General features: G+C 38.8%; 11 protein-coding genes and 4 pseudogenes. 9 read left to right on the forward strand and 6 right to left on the reverse strand.

The genetic code is table 11. The features are described from left to right. Positions 1-349: 349 nt before the first annotated feature. From ACF8FD_RS09335 to ACF8FD_RS09350, 4 genes and pseudogenes are all read right to left on the reverse strand, one after another. Entirely contained in the window at positions 350-2,305 is a 1,956-nt protein-coding gene (locus ACF8FD_RS09335; RefSeq protein ID WP_000693745.1) for an alkyl/aryl-sulfatase, read from the reverse strand. An 81-nt stretch (positions 2,306-2,386) separates the two neighbouring features. Continuing rightward, positions 2,387-2,647, reverse strand: a pseudogene (locus ACF8FD_RS09340) (integrase core domain-containing protein); the annotation flags it as partial. Between the two features lie 15 nt (positions 2,648-2,662). Next, positions 2,663-2,995, reverse strand: coding sequence for a transposase (locus ACF8FD_RS09345; protein ID WP_004692353.1), 333 nt, complete (start codon positions 2,993-2,995; stop codon positions 2,663-2,665). Beyond that, positions 2,943-3,338: a transposase family protein gene (locus ACF8FD_RS09350; RefSeq protein WP_078388747.1), complete on the reverse strand. Its 396-nt coding sequence runs from the start codon at positions 3,336-3,338 to the stop codon at positions 2,943-2,945. Before ACF8FD_RS09350 ends, ACF8FD_RS09345 begins: the two co-directional genes overlap by 53 nt. Before the next feature lie 250 nt (positions 3,339-3,588). On the opposite strand from ACF8FD_RS09350, the gene ACF8FD_RS09355 reads away from it, so the two are divergent. Next, positions 3,589-5,004 (forward strand): glutamine synthetase family protein, encoded by a 1,416-nt coding sequence (locus ACF8FD_RS09355; protein ID WP_004692352.1) that lies wholly within the window; start codon positions 3,589-3,591, stop codon positions 5,002-5,004. Positions 5,005-5,014: 10 nt separating this feature from the next. Next, entirely contained in the window at positions 5,015-5,230 is a 216-nt protein-coding gene (locus ACF8FD_RS09360; RefSeq protein ID WP_004692350.1) for a hypothetical protein, read from the forward strand. 45 nt (positions 5,231-5,275) lie between these two features. Here the strand turns inward: ACF8FD_RS09360 and ACF8FD_RS09365 are convergent, their stop codons facing one another. Further along, positions 5,276-6,055 carry a TorF family putative porin gene (locus tag ACF8FD_RS09365; protein ID WP_004692349.1) on the reverse strand — a complete coding sequence of 260 codons (780 nt, stop codon included), beginning with the start codon at positions 6,053-6,055 and terminating at the stop codon, positions 5,276-5,278. A 193-nt stretch (positions 6,056-6,248) separates the two neighbouring features. On the opposite strand from ACF8FD_RS09365, the pseudogene ACF8FD_RS09370 reads away from it, so the two are divergent. The 7 genes and pseudogenes from ACF8FD_RS09370 to ACF8FD_RS09400 all read left to right on the forward strand — a co-directional run. Beyond that, a pseudogene (locus ACF8FD_RS09370) lies at positions 6,249-6,437 on the forward strand (hydrolase or metal-binding protein); the annotation flags it as partial. A 242-nt stretch (positions 6,438-6,679) separates the two neighbouring features. Then, positions 6,680-8,410, forward strand: a complete 1,731-nt coding sequence (locus ACF8FD_RS09375; protein WP_114259451.1) for a class I SAM-dependent DNA methyltransferase — start codon at positions 6,680-6,682, stop codon at positions 8,408-8,410. Beyond that, positions 8,400-9,803 (forward strand): annotated as a pseudogene (locus tag ACF8FD_RS09380) (RNA-binding domain-containing protein). Before ACF8FD_RS09375 ends, ACF8FD_RS09380 begins: the two are co-directional and overlap by 11 nt. Then, positions 9,800-11,137: a restriction endonuclease subunit S gene (locus tag ACF8FD_RS09385; protein ID WP_392453334.1), complete on the forward strand. Its 1,338-nt coding sequence runs from the start codon at positions 9,800-9,802 to the stop codon at positions 11,135-11,137. Before ACF8FD_RS09380 ends, ACF8FD_RS09385 begins: the two are co-directional and overlap by 4 nt. Then, positions 11,130-12,098 carry an Abi family protein gene (locus ACF8FD_RS09390; RefSeq protein ID WP_392453335.1) on the forward strand — a complete coding sequence of 323 codons (969 nt, stop codon included), beginning with the start codon at positions 11,130-11,132 and terminating at the stop codon, positions 12,096-12,098. Before ACF8FD_RS09385 ends, ACF8FD_RS09390 begins: the two co-directional genes overlap by 8 nt. 103 nt (positions 12,099-12,201) lie before the next feature. Further along, positions 12,202-15,324, forward strand: coding sequence for a type I restriction endonuclease subunit R (locus ACF8FD_RS09395; RefSeq protein WP_392453336.1), 3,123 nt, complete (start codon positions 12,202-12,204; stop codon positions 15,322-15,324). A gap of 113 nt (positions 15,325-15,437) precedes the next feature. Further along, entirely contained in the window at positions 15,438-17,192 is a 1,755-nt protein-coding gene (locus ACF8FD_RS09400; RefSeq protein ID WP_074163967.1) for an ATP-dependent endonuclease, read from the forward strand. Here the strand turns inward: ACF8FD_RS09400 and ACF8FD_RS09405 are convergent. Beyond that, positions 17,192-17,290, reverse strand: a pseudogene (locus ACF8FD_RS09405) (IS5/IS1182 family transposase); the annotation flags it as partial. The gene ACF8FD_RS09400 and the pseudogene ACF8FD_RS09405 sit on opposite strands and share 1 nt — an antisense overlap. Positions 17,291-17,437: the final 147 nt, after the last annotated feature.

Here is a 17,437-nt window from a genome sequence, read left to right on the forward strand (position 1 = left end):
TAATATAAAAGCTTATTTTCAATAAAAAACACATCATAATACCCCCTTGCCTTTTAACCACAAAAATATTGAAGTTATTATTTAGAAGCAATTAATAGAAAAATAAACAAATCTTTTTTAAACAAGCTACTAATAAAAATATCTCCATCGAAAATAAAGTATAAAAATTCAAAAACCATTTAATAAAGTATCAATAGAGTTAAAATACATATAGCTTACTTTTAATTTTAAAGAGGAATACAAGAAATAATTTCTTGTATTCCTGTTATAAGATTGGGAGAACCAAGTTGATAATTTCACCCATTTCTTTGGATCTATTAATTTAAGTTTCGACTTTACTTATTTGAGCTTAGCCATTTGGTCGAGTCACAATCGGGAAAATTGAATCTGGACGTTTAAACATTGCAAAGAATTTTCCAATTTTCAGTGGATTACCTTTGACTTTACTGTCTTTAGAAAGCAGGACTTTTACCCCTTCTATTTGACCTGTAATCATTTTTAGATATAAGGGCTTGGTTAAGGTTAATGTAGGGCAATCCAATGCCAAATCTTTACTTTCATCATAACGCTTAAACTGCATGACTGAGTTTTCAACCCATAATGAAAAATGCTCTTTGGTATCCGACAAAACCAGATTGATACACTGGTTTTCATTTTTTAAATTTTCCACATCTAAATTTGTCGCCATAGCTTCAAGAAATCTTTCAGTTGGTGTATGAATCAATAAATCACTCGGATCAGAAGTATTTTGTAGGGGTACATTATTTTGTAGCTCTTGAGCGCCCACCAAAAAGAAATTACGCCAAGTTGAAGCCTCAGCAGCATAGCCCAATTGACGATAAGTATTCGCCAATAAGTCTTTTGCTTGTTGGTTTTGAGGGTTATTCAACACAATATGTTTTAAAATCTCGGCAGCCCATCTATAGTCAGCTTGAGCGTAGGCATCCCGCGCATTTTTCAATGCATTGTTCTCCCCACCTGCTAACTCAATATATTTTTTTGCAACAGCTTTAGGGGGTAATGGATCTAAATTGGAAGGATGGGCATCGAACCATCCCATATAATATTGGTATACTGCTTTTACATTATGTTTTAGGGTTCCATAATAGCCATGAGCATATAGTTTTTGATCAAGTGCCGCTGGAAGCTTAATTTTTTCGGCAATTTCAGCGCCATTAAAACCAGAGTTCATATATCTCACCGTCTGATCATGCGTGAACTTATAAACATCTCGCTGGGTTTTAATAAAATCTTGAATATTGTCATTGCCCCAGACAGGCCAATGATGCTGTGCAATCAATACATCGGATGCTTTGGCATGCTGCATTGCTTGGTCTAGATAGCCCACCCATTTTAAGGCATCACGGACTTTAGCACCCCGAAGGGTATAAAGATTATGCATGGTATGAGATAGAATTTCTGCGCCGTTATAAAGTTTCAATGATGGGATAGAGAACGTTAATTCTGCTGGTGCTTCTGAACCCGGCACGTTATAAAACACAAAATCCAAGCCATCAACCGTCATTTTCTGTTCTGGTTGAGTGATCAGTTGTGTAGGCTCAAGGATGCCCATTTTTCCCACAGCAACAGCCTTACCTAAACCTGTATCCACCAATCCTTCCGCATTTTTAGGTAGAAAAGTTCCATACATATAAGTCGCACGACGTATCATGGCTGAACCTGCCATCACATTTTCACTGGTCGCTTCTTCCATAAAGCCTTTTGGCGCAATAATTGGAGTTTTTCTAGCGTTAATTTCTTCGCTAGAAAGAACGCCTAATGCACCACCAAAATGATCGATATGGCTATGGGTAAAGATAATGGCTGAAATTTTTTGCTCACCTAAATGCTGTCTAGCAAATTTAAGTGCTGCTTCAGCCGTTTCTTTAGAGGTTAATGTATCCACAATAATCCAGCCAGTATCACCCTGAATGATGGTCATATTTGCCAAATCAAAACCACGAATTTGCCAAACTCGATCTGTTACTTTAAATAGCCCAACATTGTTGTTTAATTTTGCTTGTCGCCATAGAGTGGGATTAACGGTATTTGGTGCTTGATCTTGTAAAAAACTAAATGCATCAAAATCCCAGATAACATTGCCTTTCTCACTTTTAATTTGACCTGTTGGCTTGGCAATAAAGCCCTTTTGAGCCTGATTAAACTCAGTCATATCCTCTAAGTTATACTTCGCCTTATATGTATTATTTGATTCAATGACCGCTTTTTCTACTACAGTATTTGCTGCAAAAACAGAAAATGGCAGAATAAGCATCAATGAAACTGTTAAAAACTTAATTTTCATCTTCTTTCCTTTTTTTAAATAGAGGTGGTCCCACATGTTTGAACAACTAAAAGCTTATTTATAAGTGATACTCTGCTCTAGTTAAGCTACCTTATTTTGTTGTGGTAGCTGGTCATAGTAAAACTCATCTGGAGTCATTTTGTCCAGACTCGAATGAGGTCGTTTCAAATTATAAAATTCAAAATATGCGTTTAATTGCTTCTTCGCATCCAAAACATTGCTGTAGGCTTTGAGATACACCTCTTCATATTTAACGCTCCGCCATAATCGTTCAACCATCACATTATCAACCCATCGACCTTTACCATCCATGCTGATTTGGATGTCATTTGATTTCAATACATGGTCAATTCCGATTCATCTTTTATTGATTTCTTGATTATAGATTTTCAATTCAGGATCCAATTTACAGTGTCTTTTGGCTTTTAATGGCAACAGGCTATTCGGATACAACACATAAATCCGCTGATAGCCTTTATCTGCCAGGATAAAAGCCCCAAAAGGAATCTGGTTTAAATTGCGTTTGAACAACTCGAAATCATGCACTGCCCCGCGACTGGCACATAAACTCAGAATTTGCTGAGTTTTGTAGTGAATCATGGCTTGTACTTTAAAGGTATGGGTCTTTTTTTTGCCGCTATAGCTTTTCTTCTGTTTTTTTAGGCCTTTGGATTGGAATTTCCGTGGCATCCACGATCACAACATTCCAGTCGATGCCTTCGCCCTCGGGTAAATCTTTGGGTAAATTAAACAGATTGGACCGAAGCAGGCAGTCTTCAACATGACGGACAATTCTTGAGGCTGTGGGCTCTGAAACCCCGTAACTCGTCGCAACGTGAAATAAGGTTCGGTATTCCCGCCAATAGCTCAGACAGAGCAGAACCTGATCCTCCAGGCTTAACTTGGGCGGTCTGTCTTTGGCAGAGACATGCTTCTGCAATTGCTCAACCATCAAATAGAAAGTTGACCATGAGATGCCTGTGTATCGCTTGAACTGAGGATCAGAAAGCTTGTTTGAATCGATGTATTTCATCCGCAGATTATGCACGAATGCTAAGAAATCCGGAGTGCAAATATTAACCAAAAAGAAGATCGTTTTTTGATTTATGAAAGAGATCTATTGTTATTTTTATGTTTTAACTTATTTTAAATTAGCTTTTTCGTGGTTTTAATAGTTTAAAAAATAATCATATTAGTTGGGTGCTTTTTTACGGTTTATTTACGTTACATTCGGTAGAACTTGTTTTATTTTGATCATTGTTAATATTTAACAGGACAAAATAATGAGTAATTTACTCATGGCTAGACATAATATAGCTGACGAAGAAGCGGTCCCTGAATCCATGCCATCTGCGCGTCAATGCTGCGATATTGAAGATATTCTATTTTCAGAAGAAATCGAAAACTATCTGCAGCGCTATCCCAATACCCGTCATGTTGAGATTTGCCTGCACGATCTGAATGGTCATGTCCGCGGCAAGCGCATAGATATTGTCGGTCTAAAAAATATTGCACAAGGCTGTTATTTCCCAATGTCTATTTATGCCATGAGTCTTGATGGAGAAGTGATTGAAGAATCGGGTTTAGGAAAATCGATCGGTGAGCCGGATTATTTATGTAAACCTATATTGGGAAGCCTGCAGCCCTGCGCTTTAAATCCAGAGTCCAATGCACAGTTATTCCTAACCATGAAAGATGACAATCATCAAGATTGCGAAGTTGAACCGCGCAATATTTTAAAAAAAAGTTTAAGAGCGCTGCATGATCAAAACTTTTATCCTTGCATGGCCGCAGAATTGGAGTTTTATTTATTTGACAGCAATGAAAAATCTGGCTCCAATCAGATTTATTTAAATCAATGTTTTGATGTGAATGCGCAAGATAAATATCAAGACGTTCTGGATGAAATTGAACGGATTGCCCTTTTGCAGGGGATTCAGATTACAGGCTTAGTCTCGGAATCATCTTCCGGGCAATACGAAATTAATATTCAGCATAGCGGTGATATTTTGAAGCTATGCGATCAGATCATGATGCTAAAGCGCACCATTAAGCAAGTCGCTGTAGAACATGGGTTACATGCAAGCTTTTTGGCTAAGCCTGATCTGAATAAAGCGGGCAGCGGCATGCACTTTCACATGAGTTTGTTAAATCAAGACCAGCAGAATATTTTCAGCATGAAGCAGAATCCTTTACCGTCACGGCAATTATTAAAGGCGATCAGCGGGCTGATAGTCTTGCTGCCGCCGTCCATGGCGGTGCTTGCCCCGAATGTAAACTCATTCCGCCGGTTTAAAGCTGGAAACCATGTGCCCTTAGAAGCTAATTGGGGCGTGAATAACCGCAATGTGGCCATTCGCATACCACGTTCGGACAATGAAAATCAACGCTTGGAATATCGTGTTGCAGGTGCGGATTGCAATCCTTATTTAACTGCAGCCCTGATTTTGATCGGCACACTGCATGGGTTGACACAGAATCTAGAAATTCCACAGCAAGCCACTCAGATAAAAAATAAACATCAGCCGCACTTTTTAAGTACGAATCAGCTGGATGCTTTAACATTTTTTCACCGGAATACTGTTTTGCAAAAATATCTCGGCAAAAGATTTATGGAATTATGGTGTGCAGTTAAACGTGCTGAGCATCAGTATATGTACAGCCAAATTACTTTGATCGAACAACATTGGGATATTTAACTGCTTAAAAATGTATAACACGATAAATAATGAAGATGATGCTAGAAATCAGAAGCTCAATGAAGAATTATATTTGAAGTATAGTTTACAGGAAATTGATTCTGACATTTTAGTAAAGAAATACCAGTATGCGTCAAAAAGTATGAAAAAAATAATTCATACTATTTTTAAAGAAAGAGGTTTTAATCGAAGTGAGATAGATCATATATTGAAATCACTCAAGTAAAATAATTATGCCAATAGTATTGCTGATACTATTGGCATTTAACTTTTAAAAAGATTTAGTCAGGGTGAATACTGCTTCAGTTTTTACCCCTTTTTTATTTTGACTTGTAAAGTCTTTGGTTTTTAAATTACTACCAACCGCTGCTAATTCTGCATTTATTCCCATTGGCTTATAGCGGTAAGTTGCACCAATTTTCCAATCAAAAAAATGGTCTTTTGCTTCAGAACCATAAATGTCCTGATTTGCTTTGGAATAACCTAAGCTAACATTTGTGCCAAAATTAGTTTGAGCAATCGGTGTAGCATATAAGACATTAAAATACCAATTTGAGATATCTTTACCTATACTGTCACTGGCAGCTTTGCCGCCATAGTTATAGGTATAGCTTATGCTTGGTGTAAAGCTATCGTTCTGATGCAGCAACGCATTAAAGATCATTTTGAAATAGTATTCATTATAATTTAAATCGCTGTTGCCGATGTAATTGTAGCGCAGCATGCCAAGATCAACTGCAGGATGGATTGAACCTAGCGCGATTGGCGCTGTATAGCCGATCTGGGGATCCAGTTCTAAATTTACTTCGTCATCAAAATCAACATTCGATGCAAATGCAGCAAGATAAAATCCTGAAGCATGGCTTAAAACAAAGTTTCCCTGCAAGGCCGGATCATTCTGGGTTTGCGTTTGGCCGCGCCAGCGGTAGTCGCTGGCCAATGATACATTACCTGAAAAGCTTAAAGCGGGAGAGCTTTCATCTCCAGTAGCAAAAGCATAACTTGAATAGAGCGGTATAAGGCTAAAAAGTAGATGGTATAATTTTTTCATAACACTTTAAATTAGTAGTCATTGAAGTAATGTATGTTATGGTTTAATTTATTGATATATAATAAAATTATCGTAAATTTTGCGTAAAATAAGTATAAAATTTAAGATGAATATTTTTTAAAGTCGCAGATTCAAATCCCAAGTGCAACACATTTGTAGTTAGTTGAAAAAGTTAGGTGTATTCATAGAATCATTAGACTTTACAGCAAGGAAGGGTTTCGCCAATGCCAAATTTGAGGTGCATGCAGAGGAGGGGATGGAATTGCTAGAGGAGTTTTACCTACACAGTGACAGTGCTGTAGATACGGAGCATTCAGCGCAATTGAGCTATGTGCAGGAGATTCAGCAGGGGTTGCAGCAATCAGTCAGACCCGTCAACTAATCGATTAGTTGGAAAAGAGCAGCTTTCTAGGTTGCTCTTTTTTTTACGACAGTATTAGTCGTGGGAGTTGTCAAAGTACTATTTTAGCTATAGTTATCCCGTTAAAATGACAAGACTTAATTAATCTCTATTTTTTTTGTTAAGTGCATGACTTTTAATAGGTCGCAGATATGCTAACTTAGCAACATTGTTTAACATTAAGTATAAAACCAAAGCGGTTGATCTTGGATTGAGGAAATAAAATGCATTCATTGGAACAAAAATTTCTAAATGACTTAGATGACAAGCTTTGGAAAGCCGCCGATAAATTACGCAGCAGTCTAGATGCAGCCAACTATAAGCATATTGTTTTAGGACTGATTTTCTTAAAGTACGTATCAGATGCTTTTGATGAACGGCAATCTGAACTCAAAGAATTGTTTGCACAAAAAGACGATCACAATATCTATTACATGCCGCGTGATCAGTACGACAGCGAAGAAGAATACCAACAGGCTATTGCTGATGAACTAGAAATACTGGATTACTACCAAGAAAAAAACGTATTTTGGGTGCCAAAAGCAGCCCGTTGGTTAAGTATCCGTAATGCAGCAGCACAAGCGATTGGCTCTATCATTTGGCAGGATGAACAAGGGCAAGATGTCAAACTACGCTCTGTATCCTGGCTGATTGACAATGCCTTTGATGAAATTGAAAAAGCCAATCCAAAACTTAAGGGCATTCTGAATCGTATTGGACAGTACCAGCTGGACAATGACAAGTTACTTGATCTGATCAATACTTTTTCTGACACCAGTTTTACTAATCCAGAATATAACGGCGAGAAACTCAGTCTGCACAGCAAAGATATTCTCGGGCATGTCTACGAATACTTTTTGGGACAGTTTGCCTTGGCTGAAGGCAAGCAGGGTGGGCAGTACTACACGCCTAAAAGTATCGTCACCTTAATTGTTGAAATGTTGCAGCCTTATAAAGGTCGTGTGTATGACCCTGCAATGGGTTCAGGTGGATTCTTTGTATCTAGTGAAAAGTTTATTGAACAACATGCTCAGGAAAAGCATTACAAAGCCTCCGAACAGAAAAAGCATATTTCTATTTATGGGCAGGAAAGCAACCCGACCACATGGAAACTGGCCGCCATGAACATGGCGATTCGCGGAATTGATTTTAATTTCGGTAAAAAGAATGCAGACAGCTTTTTAGAGGATCAGCATCCAGACTTACGTGCCGACTTTGTTATGGCGAACCCACCTTTTAACATCAAGGATTGGTGGCATGCTTCTCTAGAAAGTGATGTGCGCTGGAAATATGGCACTCCACCACAAGGTAATGCCAACTTTGCTTGGATGCAGCACATGCTGCACCATTTGTCACCAACAGGCAGCATGGCACTTTTACTTGCCAATGGCTCGATGAGTTCCAATACCAACAATGAAGGCGAGATTCGTAAAAACTTGATCGAAGCCGATCTGGTGGAATGTATTGTTGCGTTACCGGGACAACTGTTCACCAACACGCAAATTCCAGCCTGTATCTGGTTTCTAACCAAGGACAAAAAGAATGGCTTGTCCTTAGATAAAAAGAAAGCCAACCGTGAAGGCAAGACTCTGTTCATCGATGCCCGTAATTTGGGCTATATGAAAGATCGCGTACTGCGTGACTTTACCGATGCAGATATTGCTAAAATCACCAATGCTTTACATGCTTGGCAACAAGGCGAAAATTTTGAAGGCGAAGCGTATCAAGATGAAAAAGGGTTCTGTTTCTCTGCTGAGTTAAAAGATATACAAAAGCACGACTATGTATTGACCCCAGGACGTTATGTGGGTGCAGTCGAGCAGGAAGATGATGGCGAGCCATTCGCTGAGAAAATGCTGCGTTTGACTGCTCAGCTCAAAGAACAATTTGCCCAAAGTGCTGTGTTGGAAAGTGAGATTAAAAAGAATCTAAAGGGCTTGGGTTATGAGTTCTGATCATCCTTTATTGCAAGAAATTCAGAAGGGTGAAAGTCAAACCCTTGAATTTAAAGAGCAGTTACCGAAAGGGCAACAGGTCGCAAAGACCCTGATTGCTTTTGCCAATACCAGTGGCGGTAAATTGGTAGTGGGTGTAAGTGATGATCGCCAACTCGTAGGTATTCAAGATGATATTTTTGAGCTGCAAGATCAGATCACTTCGATGATCAATGAAATGTGTATGCCGAACATTCTGCCGTATATCTATATCGAGAATATCCAAGGCATAGAGTTGCTGGTAATTGAAGTCAGCCGTGGTTCATTATTGCCTTATTATCTCAAGCCTCAAGGCAAGGCACAGGGGACCTATATCCGTTTAGGTTCAAGCAATCGTGTGGCATCACCTGAATATATTCAGCAACTTGAATTGCAACGTCTGAACCAGACCTTTGATGAACAGCCGAATCCGCAATACAGTTTAGATGACATAGATTTACAGCCTTTAAAGCAAGCCTTTGCTGAGCTGGGCAAAGAGCTGTCTTTGCAAAAGATGCGGAATCTTAAATTGATCATTCAGCAGAATGGACAGGATTACCCAAGTCATGGGCTGCTCATTTTGTTGGGGCTTTATGAGCAGGTTGAGATTAAATGCAGCCGCTTTAAAGGCACGACCATGACAGTATTTTTGGATAAAAAAGAATACCGTGGAGACTTGTTTAGCCAGTTGAAGCAAACAGAGCAATTCATCAAAAACCATCTACATCTACGGGCAGAAATTTTAGGGTTACAACGTACATAAAGTTATGAAATCCCCATTCCTGCAATTCGTGAAGCCTTGGTGAATGCAGTGTTACATCGTGACTATAGCAATGCAGGGCGTGATATTAAGGTTGGCATTTATGATGACATTCTGAATATTGTATCGCCGGGTGGCTTGCCTAATGGTCTGACGGAAGAAGATTTAGCACAAGGTCGTTCTGAAATCCGTAATCGTGTCTTGGCGCGGGTATTTAAAGAGTTAGGTTATATCGAGCAATGGGGTAGTGGTATTGCCCGGATCAAAGATCTTTGTTTACAGTCAGGCAATGCTGAACCTCAATTGAAAGCGCAAGGTGATTTTGTCGATTGGGAGTTTTATCGTCCTTCGATTGAGCAATTAGGTGGCTCAATAGGTGGCTCAATGGGTGGCTCAATCCAAGAAACTATGCTGACTGACCGGCAAAAAGAGATTTTAGTTTTAATTCAGCATAACCCGAAAGTTTCCTATCGTTACATGGCGGAGCAGCTTGGTATTAATGAGTCAGCAGTGAAAAAGCATTTGAATAACTTAAAAGATGCATGTTGGATTGAGCGTGTAGGGGGGACTCGTGGCTATTGGGCTATTAAGAAAGTATTTGAGGATAAGGAATGACTAATAATAACTGGGAATTAGTTAAGCTAGGCGATATTCTTAATTTTAAAACAGGTCGTTTAGATTCTAACGCTGCAACGTTAAATGGAGAATATCCATTTTTCACATGTTCACCAGAAACTTTGTCTATCAACTCTTATGCTTTTGATGATGAAGCAGTGCTATTAGCAGGGAATAATGCTAATGGTGTGTTTTCAGTAAAATATTACATAGGCAAATTTAATGCTTATCAGCGTACATATGTGATTACCTCTAAGGATAGAAATTTAGTTTCTATTAGATGGTTATATTTTAGAATTAAGCATGTAACAGCAGAATTACAAAAGATGTCTGTTGGTACAGCCACGAAGTTTCTAACAAAAAAAATTCTAGATAACTTTGAAATAAGATTGCCAACTTTGATTGAGCAAGAATCTATTGCAAATATTTTATGGTCATTGCAATCCCAAATTGATATTAATATACAGATCAACCAAACCTTAGAATCCATCGCTCAAGCCATTTTTAAAAGCTGGTTTATCGACTTTGATCCAGTACGTGCCAAAATTGCTGCCAAACTTGAGGGTGCTGATCCTGAGATTGCTGCTATGTGTGTTATTAGCGGTAAGAGCGAAGCTGAACTCAAGAAAATGCCTGAAGATGATTTTGCTGAGTTACAAGCGACTGCTGCGCTATTTCCTGATGAGTTGGTGGAGAGTGAATTGGGGGATTTGCCGAGGGGGTGGTTTAAAACAGATTTAAGTATTCTTGCTGATTTGAACATTCAATCATGGACTAAGAAAAATTGCCCAGAAAAGGTAAATTATGTTGATTTATCCAATACAAAATGGGGAGTTATTCAAAAAATAGAAGAATTTACTTTTGATAATGCACCAAGTCGGGCAAGACGTGTTTTAAAGATAGGTGATACGATTGTTGGTACAGTTCGACCTGCAAATGGTTCTTATGCGTTTATTCAACGAGAAAGTTTAACAGGTAGTACAGGTTTTGCTGTTCTTTCGCCTAAATATAAAAATTATGCTGAATTTGTTTATATTGTAGCAACTGATAAAGAAAATATTAAGCGTTTAGCTCACTTGGCTGATGGTGGGGCTTATCCTGCTGTGAGTTATGATACTGTTTTAACTACACCTTGTATTTTACCTATTGAAACAAAGGATAGGGACAGGATTCTAGCTTTATTTCATAAAAATGTTAATGGGTTCTATAGTTTATTAGCAGCTAAGACTCAGGAAAATAAATATCTAGTAGATACGAGAGATTCTTTATTGCCAAAATTATTGTCGGGTGAGTTGGAGGTATCGGATTTGCAAGGTGAGGGGATAGATGGCTAAACCATTAAAGCAATGGAAATCTTATACCCAACAATTACAGCTTTTAGAAAGTCGGGGTATGATTGTCACAGATAATGCTAAGGCTTTAAATTATCTAGAGCGTGTGGGCTATTATCGTTTAAGTGGTTACTGGTATCCTTTTCGTCAGATAGATGTACAGGCATCTAAAGCACAAAATAAACCCATTCGAAAAAATGAATTTGTTCAACAAAGTAATTTTGAAAATATTGTCGATTTATATATTTTTGATAAAAAGTTGCGTCTTCTTGCTTTAGATGCTCTTGAACGTATTGAGCTGGCAGTTCGGGTAGATGTTGCTCATTTATTGGGGAAAAGAGATAGTAATGCTCATCAGATTGCGGACTGCTTACATGGTAATTTTACTAAAAAATTAATAAAGAACGGTAAAAATGCAGGTAAAACAGAACATGCAGTTTGGTTAGAAAAATATAATGCCCTACTTTACCAAGCACGCCGAGAACCTTTTATTGAACATCACAAAAAGCATTATGAGGGATGTGTTCCTGTATGGGTTGCAATCGAAATTTGGGATTTTGGTTTATTATCTCGTATGTATTCAGGGCTTAAATACCAAGATCAACAATGTATTGCTGAAAAGTATAATATAAAAAGCGGTAAAATATTTGCAAAATGGCTGAGAAGTCTAAACTTTGTACGTAATGTTGCAGCCCATCATAGTCGATTATGGAATATTAACATTTTAGAATTATCACCACAGGTTGATAATTGGCAACCTATGAATAATGCTCGCCCATTTTTTTATTTTTGCATTATTCAACATCTTTTAAAGAGGATTTGTCCAAACTCGACTTGGTCAGAACGTTTTAAGCAGTTATTGGCAGAGTTTCCACAGATAGGCAATGGTATGATTACTTTAGGAGACTTTGGGATAGCTCAAGAAGATTGGCAAGAATGGGAATTATGGCAGATTAGAAAATGAAAACCGATGCGTACATAAGCAGGGGCATCGGTCATATTGGTTAGAATAGTAATGTATAGTGCACAACTATGTCAAGTGGAACATCTTGTGGAACGGAATTTTTATGAACGAAACACAACTTGAAAACCTCTGCCTAGATTGGTTTGCTGAAAATGGTTGGGAAGTCGTTCATGGTGTCGATATTGCCCCTGACAGCAGTAACCCTTTACGCAAAGACTATAAACAAGTTCTGATTGAAGCAGACTTACAGACCGCTTTTGAACGCTTAAATCCACATTTGCCTGCAAGCTGTTTTGAACAGGTTTGGCAAAAACTCACTAAGCCTGAAAGTCTGGATTTAATCACCAATAACCGTGCTTTTCACCGTATGCTTATTGAGGGTGTACCCGTCAGTTATAAAAAAGAAGATGACTGGGTGAATGACCATGCATTTTTGGTCGATTTTAATCATATTTACCAAAACCGTTTTGTTGCCATTAATCAATTTACCATCCAAGGTACAAAGCAGCCAAGACGGCCTGACATTATCTGCTTTATTAATGGTATTCCGTTTGCGGTATTAGAGTTAAAAAGCCCTACCGATGAAAATGCTGATATTTGGGATGCCTTTAATCAACTACAAACCTACAAAGAAGAAGTTTCTGATCTGTTTATATTTAATGAAGCTTTAGTAGTAAGTGATGGCATTACAGCTCGGGTCGGTTCATTAACAGCAAGTCAAGAACGTTTCTTGCCGTGGCGTACCATTAAAAATGAAGATGATAAACCGCAGTTGGAATGGGAGCTTGAAACCGTTATTCGAGGCTTTTTTGATCGTGGGTTATTCCTCGATTACATCCGTTTCTTTGTGCTATTTGAAACTGATGGTGGCTCTCAACAAGCCGCAGGCGCTACCATTAAAAAAATTGCGGGTTATCACCAGTTCCATGCAGTGCGTGAAGCTGTTCAGGCGACTATTGCCGCAGCTAATCCTACAGGGGATAAAAAAGCAGGGGTGGTTTGGCATACCCAAGGTTCAGGCAAAAGTATCTCGATGTGTTGCTATGCAGGTAAGTTGCTTCAACAACCAGCCATGCAGAATCCTACATTATTGATTGTGACTGATCGTAATGACCTAGATGGACAACTCTTTGAAACCTTTAGTCAGGCACAGGAATTATTAAAACAAACGCCAGTACAAGCCAATAATCGGGATGAGCTAAGACAGCTTTTGGCTGAACGTGAATCAGGTGGAATTATTTTTACCACGGTACAAAAGTTTGCTTTGCTCGATGGAGAAGCTGAGCATCCATTGCTGAATGGTCGGCATAACATTGTGGTGATGTCTGATGAAGCGCACCGTAGCCAATATGGACTCAAAGCCAAACTGTCTAATGATGGGACTTATAAATTTGGCTATGCCAAGCACATGCGTGATGCTTTAGCGAATGCAGCTTTTATTGGTTTTACAGGTACGCCTATTTCCAGTGAAGACAAAGACACCCGAGCTGTCTTTGGTGATTATGTTTCCATCTATGACATTCAGGATGCCGTGGATGATGGGGCAACCGTCCCGATCTATTACGAATCACGCTTGGCAAAGCTGGACATCAATCAGGCTGAAATTGAAGAGTTATCTGATCAAGTTGATGACATTGTCGAAGATGAAGAAGATGTAAGTAATCGTGAAAAGACCAAGAGTGAATGGAGCCGACTAGAAAAACTGGTGGGTGCCACACCACGGCTGAAACAGATTGCAGCGGACTTGGTTGTTCACTTTGAAGCCCGTACCGAAGCAACGGCAGGCAAAGGCATGATTGTCAGTATGAGCCGCGAGATCTGTGTTCATCTTTACAATGAGATTGTTGCCCTCCGTCCAGACTGGCATGATCCTGACCCTGAAAAGGGTAAAATCAAAATTGTGATGACAGGTTCAGCTTCAGATAAACCATTGTTACAGCCACACATTTATAACAAGCAAGTCAAAAAACGCTTTGAAAAACGATTCAAGGATGTAAACGATCCCCTGCAACTGGTAATTGTGCGCGATATGTGGCTTACAGGTTTTGATGCACCGTGTACGCACACCATGTATATCGATAAGCCAATGAAAGGCCATAACCTCATGCAGGCAATTGCGCGCGTGAACCGGGTATTTAAAGATAAGCAGGGTGGTCTAGTTGTCGACTATATCGGCATTGCCAATGAATTGAAGCAGGCTTTAAAAACTTATACTGATGCCAAAGGTAAAGGTGAGCCGACTTTACGTGCAGAAGAAGCCTATGCAGTTCTTGCTGAAAAGATAGATGCGATACGGGGAATGTTTGCCAAAACCAATGAACAGGTAGGCATGAATTTAAGTGCTTACGAAACTCAGGCACACCGACTGATTATCCCCGCAGCTAACTATGTGCTGAGCTTGAAGGATGGTAAAAAGCGTTTTCTTGATTTAGTCTTAGCAATCAATAAAGCCTTCTCTTTATGCAGCACCTTGGATGAAGCGAAGAACCTGCACAAAGAAATTGCCTTTTACTCAGCCATTAAAGCGGTCATTAGCAAGCATACCTCTGTAGATCGTAAACTGTCGCAAGCGGAAAAGGACAGTACGCTAAAACAGATTCTGGATAATGCTGTCATTGCTGATGGGGTAACAGATGTCTTTGCAATGTGTGGTTTGGATAAACCCAACATTGGCTTGCTTTCAGATGAGTTCTTAGAAGATGTAAGGCAGATGCCATACCGTAACTTGGCAGTTGAACTGTTGGAAAAGTTACTCAATGATGGCATTAAGGCAAAGACACGAAACAATGTGGTACAGGAAAAACGCTTCTCTGACCGTTTGCAGGAAACCTTGAGGAAATACAATAACCGAGCGATTGAAACTTCTCAGGTCATTGAAGAACTCATTCAAATGGCAAAAGAATTTCAGACAGAGATGCAGCGTGAAGCTTCACTTGGGTTAAATCCAGATGAAATCGCTTTCTATGATGCTTTGGCAAACAATGAAAGTGCGGTCAGAGAGCTTGGAGACGATACGCTGAAACAGATCGCACGAGAGATTACAGAGAAGCTACGGAAATCAACGACGGTCGATTGGCAGGTTCGGGATAGTGTGCGTGCTCAGCTGAAAATATTAGTACGTCGTACTTTGCAGCGTTGGAAGTATCCACCTGATAAAGCAGCTGAGGCAATTGAATTGGTGATGAAGCAAGCTGAGCAGTTGTCGAATGCGTGGACGACTAGCTAAAAAATCATTTATAAAGAACGTAATTTACACAAAATAATTTACATGCTCTTCTTGGGCGAAACCTTTGAAAAAATAGATAAAGTTACAATAACCAATGTATTTTGGGGGGAACAATGCGTATCGAAAAAGTTAGAGTTGGGGGGTATAGACTTCTTGACGATATTGAGATTGTATTAGAAAAGAATTCAACTGTGATTGTTGGGCGAAATAATAGCGGAAAAACATCTTTTACTAGCATATTTGATTGTTTTTGTGGTGAGTCAGGAGCCCGTTTTAGGTTGGAAGATTTTTCTAGTTTGTCTCGTGAGAAGTTTTTAAATGCAAGAAAATTGAAAGAAGAGGGGGCAAGTCCAGAGCAGATATATAATACACTGCCTATAATCACTCTTTCTTTGACATTTCGATACGATAGTGATGCCCCGACTTTAGGACCTCTTTCACCATTTATCATTGATTTAGATATGGACTCTACAACAGCGATTGCTTGTATTGAATATAGGCCTGTCTTAGCAAAAATGCATTTGTTGTTTGATTTACCTCAACCACCAGTAGGTATGGAACCTCAAATACATTTTTTTAAGTGTTTACGTAATAACTTATCAAAAATTTACGAAGTGCATGTTAGTGCAATAGATCCGACGGATAAGTCTAATAAGAGAAATTTCGAGGATACTTCAGCATTCGCAGCATTATTACAATGTAACTTTGTTCAAGCACAAAGAACTCTTGATAAGACAAAGCTTGGTGAGGCTGATGTTATCGGAAAATTACTTAGTGAATTGTTTAAAACAGCTGCTGCACCAACGGCTACAGAATCTGATCAAGAGTTAGCTGCGAAATTAAAGAAATCTGTTGAAGATATTGAGCTTAATGTTCAAAGTGATTTTGACAAAATGCTCAAAAAGTTATTACCTGTTATGGGGGTGATGGGTTTTCCAAGTCTTAATGATACTGAATTAAGGCCTGAAACTTCATTAAATGTAGAGGCACTTTTGTCTGGGCATACAAAAGTTGTTTATAGTGGTACAGATGGTGTGCATTTACCTGAGGGATATAATGGTCTTGGTACGCGAAATTTAATCTATATGCTGCTACAACTTGAAAGCTATCACAAAATTTACCGATCTCAAATTACTCGCCCTTCAGCCCATTTGATATTCATTGAAGAACCTGAAGCTCATTTGCATCCACAGATGCAGGAAGTTTTTATTAATCAATTAAATGTTGCTATTCAAAAGCTTTCGAGTGCCTATCCAGCAGAAGACGTTTGGAATGTTCAGTTTATTATTACTACACATTCTTCTCATGTTGCTAATGCGGCATGTTTTGATGCAGTAAGATATTTCTATAACCAAAAAGATGCAGTGAAAAGTATTAGAAATACTAAAGTTAAAGATTTTAAAAAGGGTATGCAAACAATATCTGTTACTGATAAAGAGTTCTTGCATAAATACATGACTCTGACTAAGTGTGATCTTTATTTTGCAGATAAAGTGATTATGGTTGAGGGGACAACTGAACGGTTATTAATGCCTCGCCTCAGAGAATTAGTTGATAAATCCTTACCAGAACATCAAAAATTAGCAAGCCAGTATGTAACTTGTATTGAAGCTGGAGGAGCTCATGCTCATCTTTTTTATCCACTCCTCGACTTTCTTGAACTTAAGACTTTGGTAGTTACTGATTTAGATTCAATCAAAAAGGTGGAAAAAGAAAATAATAAAAAAAAGAAAATTAACGTATGGGAAAAATGCCCAGTAGCGGAAGGTACGCGAACCTGTAATACCGCAATAAGATATTGGTTTGCTCCTAAGGATATTAAAAAGATAGAGGATTTTCATTTATCCCCAGTAGAACTTTCAGGCTAATCTCGCCACTGAATGCCTGTGCGCATACGATAAAGTATGCCTTCCAGTGTATTTCGGTGTTCATATTTATTGTAAACACGCCCTGTCTCTTTAAGTATTTGCTTTAGGGCTTCCTAGGCGTTATCTGTTAGCATTGTCCTTGGCATAGCAACGTCCGTTCTCGGTGGTATTTTTGATTTTTGGCGAAACCATTATACCTTGTTGCTATGCCGTTCATTTTTCACTCAAAGATCAACAGCCTCTAG

Source organism: Acinetobacter sp. TYF_19, from assembly GCF_043105125.1.
Classification (GTDB): domain Bacteria; phylum Pseudomonadota; class Gammaproteobacteria; order Pseudomonadales; family Moraxellaceae; genus Acinetobacter; species Acinetobacter johnsonii.

What these genes read in the sequence shown, in the direction of transcription:
- ACF8FD_RS09335 (WP_000693745.1), bottom strand. Translation starts at nt 2,305, where the DNA reads ATGAAAATTAAGTTTTTAACAGTTTCATTGATGCTTATTCTGCCATTT.
- ACF8FD_RS09345 (WP_004692353.1), bottom strand. Translation starts at nt 2,995, where the DNA reads ATGCCACGGAAATTCCAATCCAAAGGCCTAAAAAAACAGAAGAAAAGC.
- ACF8FD_RS09350 (WP_078388747.1), bottom strand. Translation starts at nt 3,338, where the DNA reads ATGAAATACATCGATTCAAACAAGCTTTCTGATCCTCAGTTCAAGCGA.
- ACF8FD_RS09355 (WP_004692352.1), top strand. Translation starts at nt 3,589, where the DNA reads ATGAGTAATTTACTCATGGCTAGACATAATATAGCTGACGAAGAAGCG.
- ACF8FD_RS09360 (WP_004692350.1), top strand. Translation starts at nt 5,015, where the DNA reads ATGTATAACACGATAAATAATGAAGATGATGCTAGAAATCAGAAGCTC.
- ACF8FD_RS09365 (WP_004692349.1), bottom strand. Translation starts at nt 6,055, where the DNA reads ATGAAAAAATTATACCATCTACTTTTTAGCCTTATACCGCTCTATTCA.
- ACF8FD_RS09375 (WP_114259451.1), top strand. Translation starts at nt 6,680, where the DNA reads ATGCATTCATTGGAACAAAAATTTCTAAATGACTTAGATGACAAGCTT.
- ACF8FD_RS09385 (WP_392453334.1), top strand. Translation starts at nt 9,800, where the DNA reads ATGACTAATAATAACTGGGAATTAGTTAAGCTAGGCGATATTCTTAAT.
- ACF8FD_RS09390 (WP_392453335.1), top strand. Translation starts at nt 11,130, where the DNA reads ATGGCTAAACCATTAAAGCAATGGAAATCTTATACCCAACAATTACAG.
- ACF8FD_RS09395 (WP_392453336.1), top strand. Translation starts at nt 12,202, where the DNA reads ATGAACGAAACACAACTTGAAAACCTCTGCCTAGATTGGTTTGCTGAA.
- ACF8FD_RS09400 (WP_074163967.1), top strand. Translation starts at nt 15,438, where the DNA reads ATGCGTATCGAAAAAGTTAGAGTTGGGGGGTATAGACTTCTTGACGAT.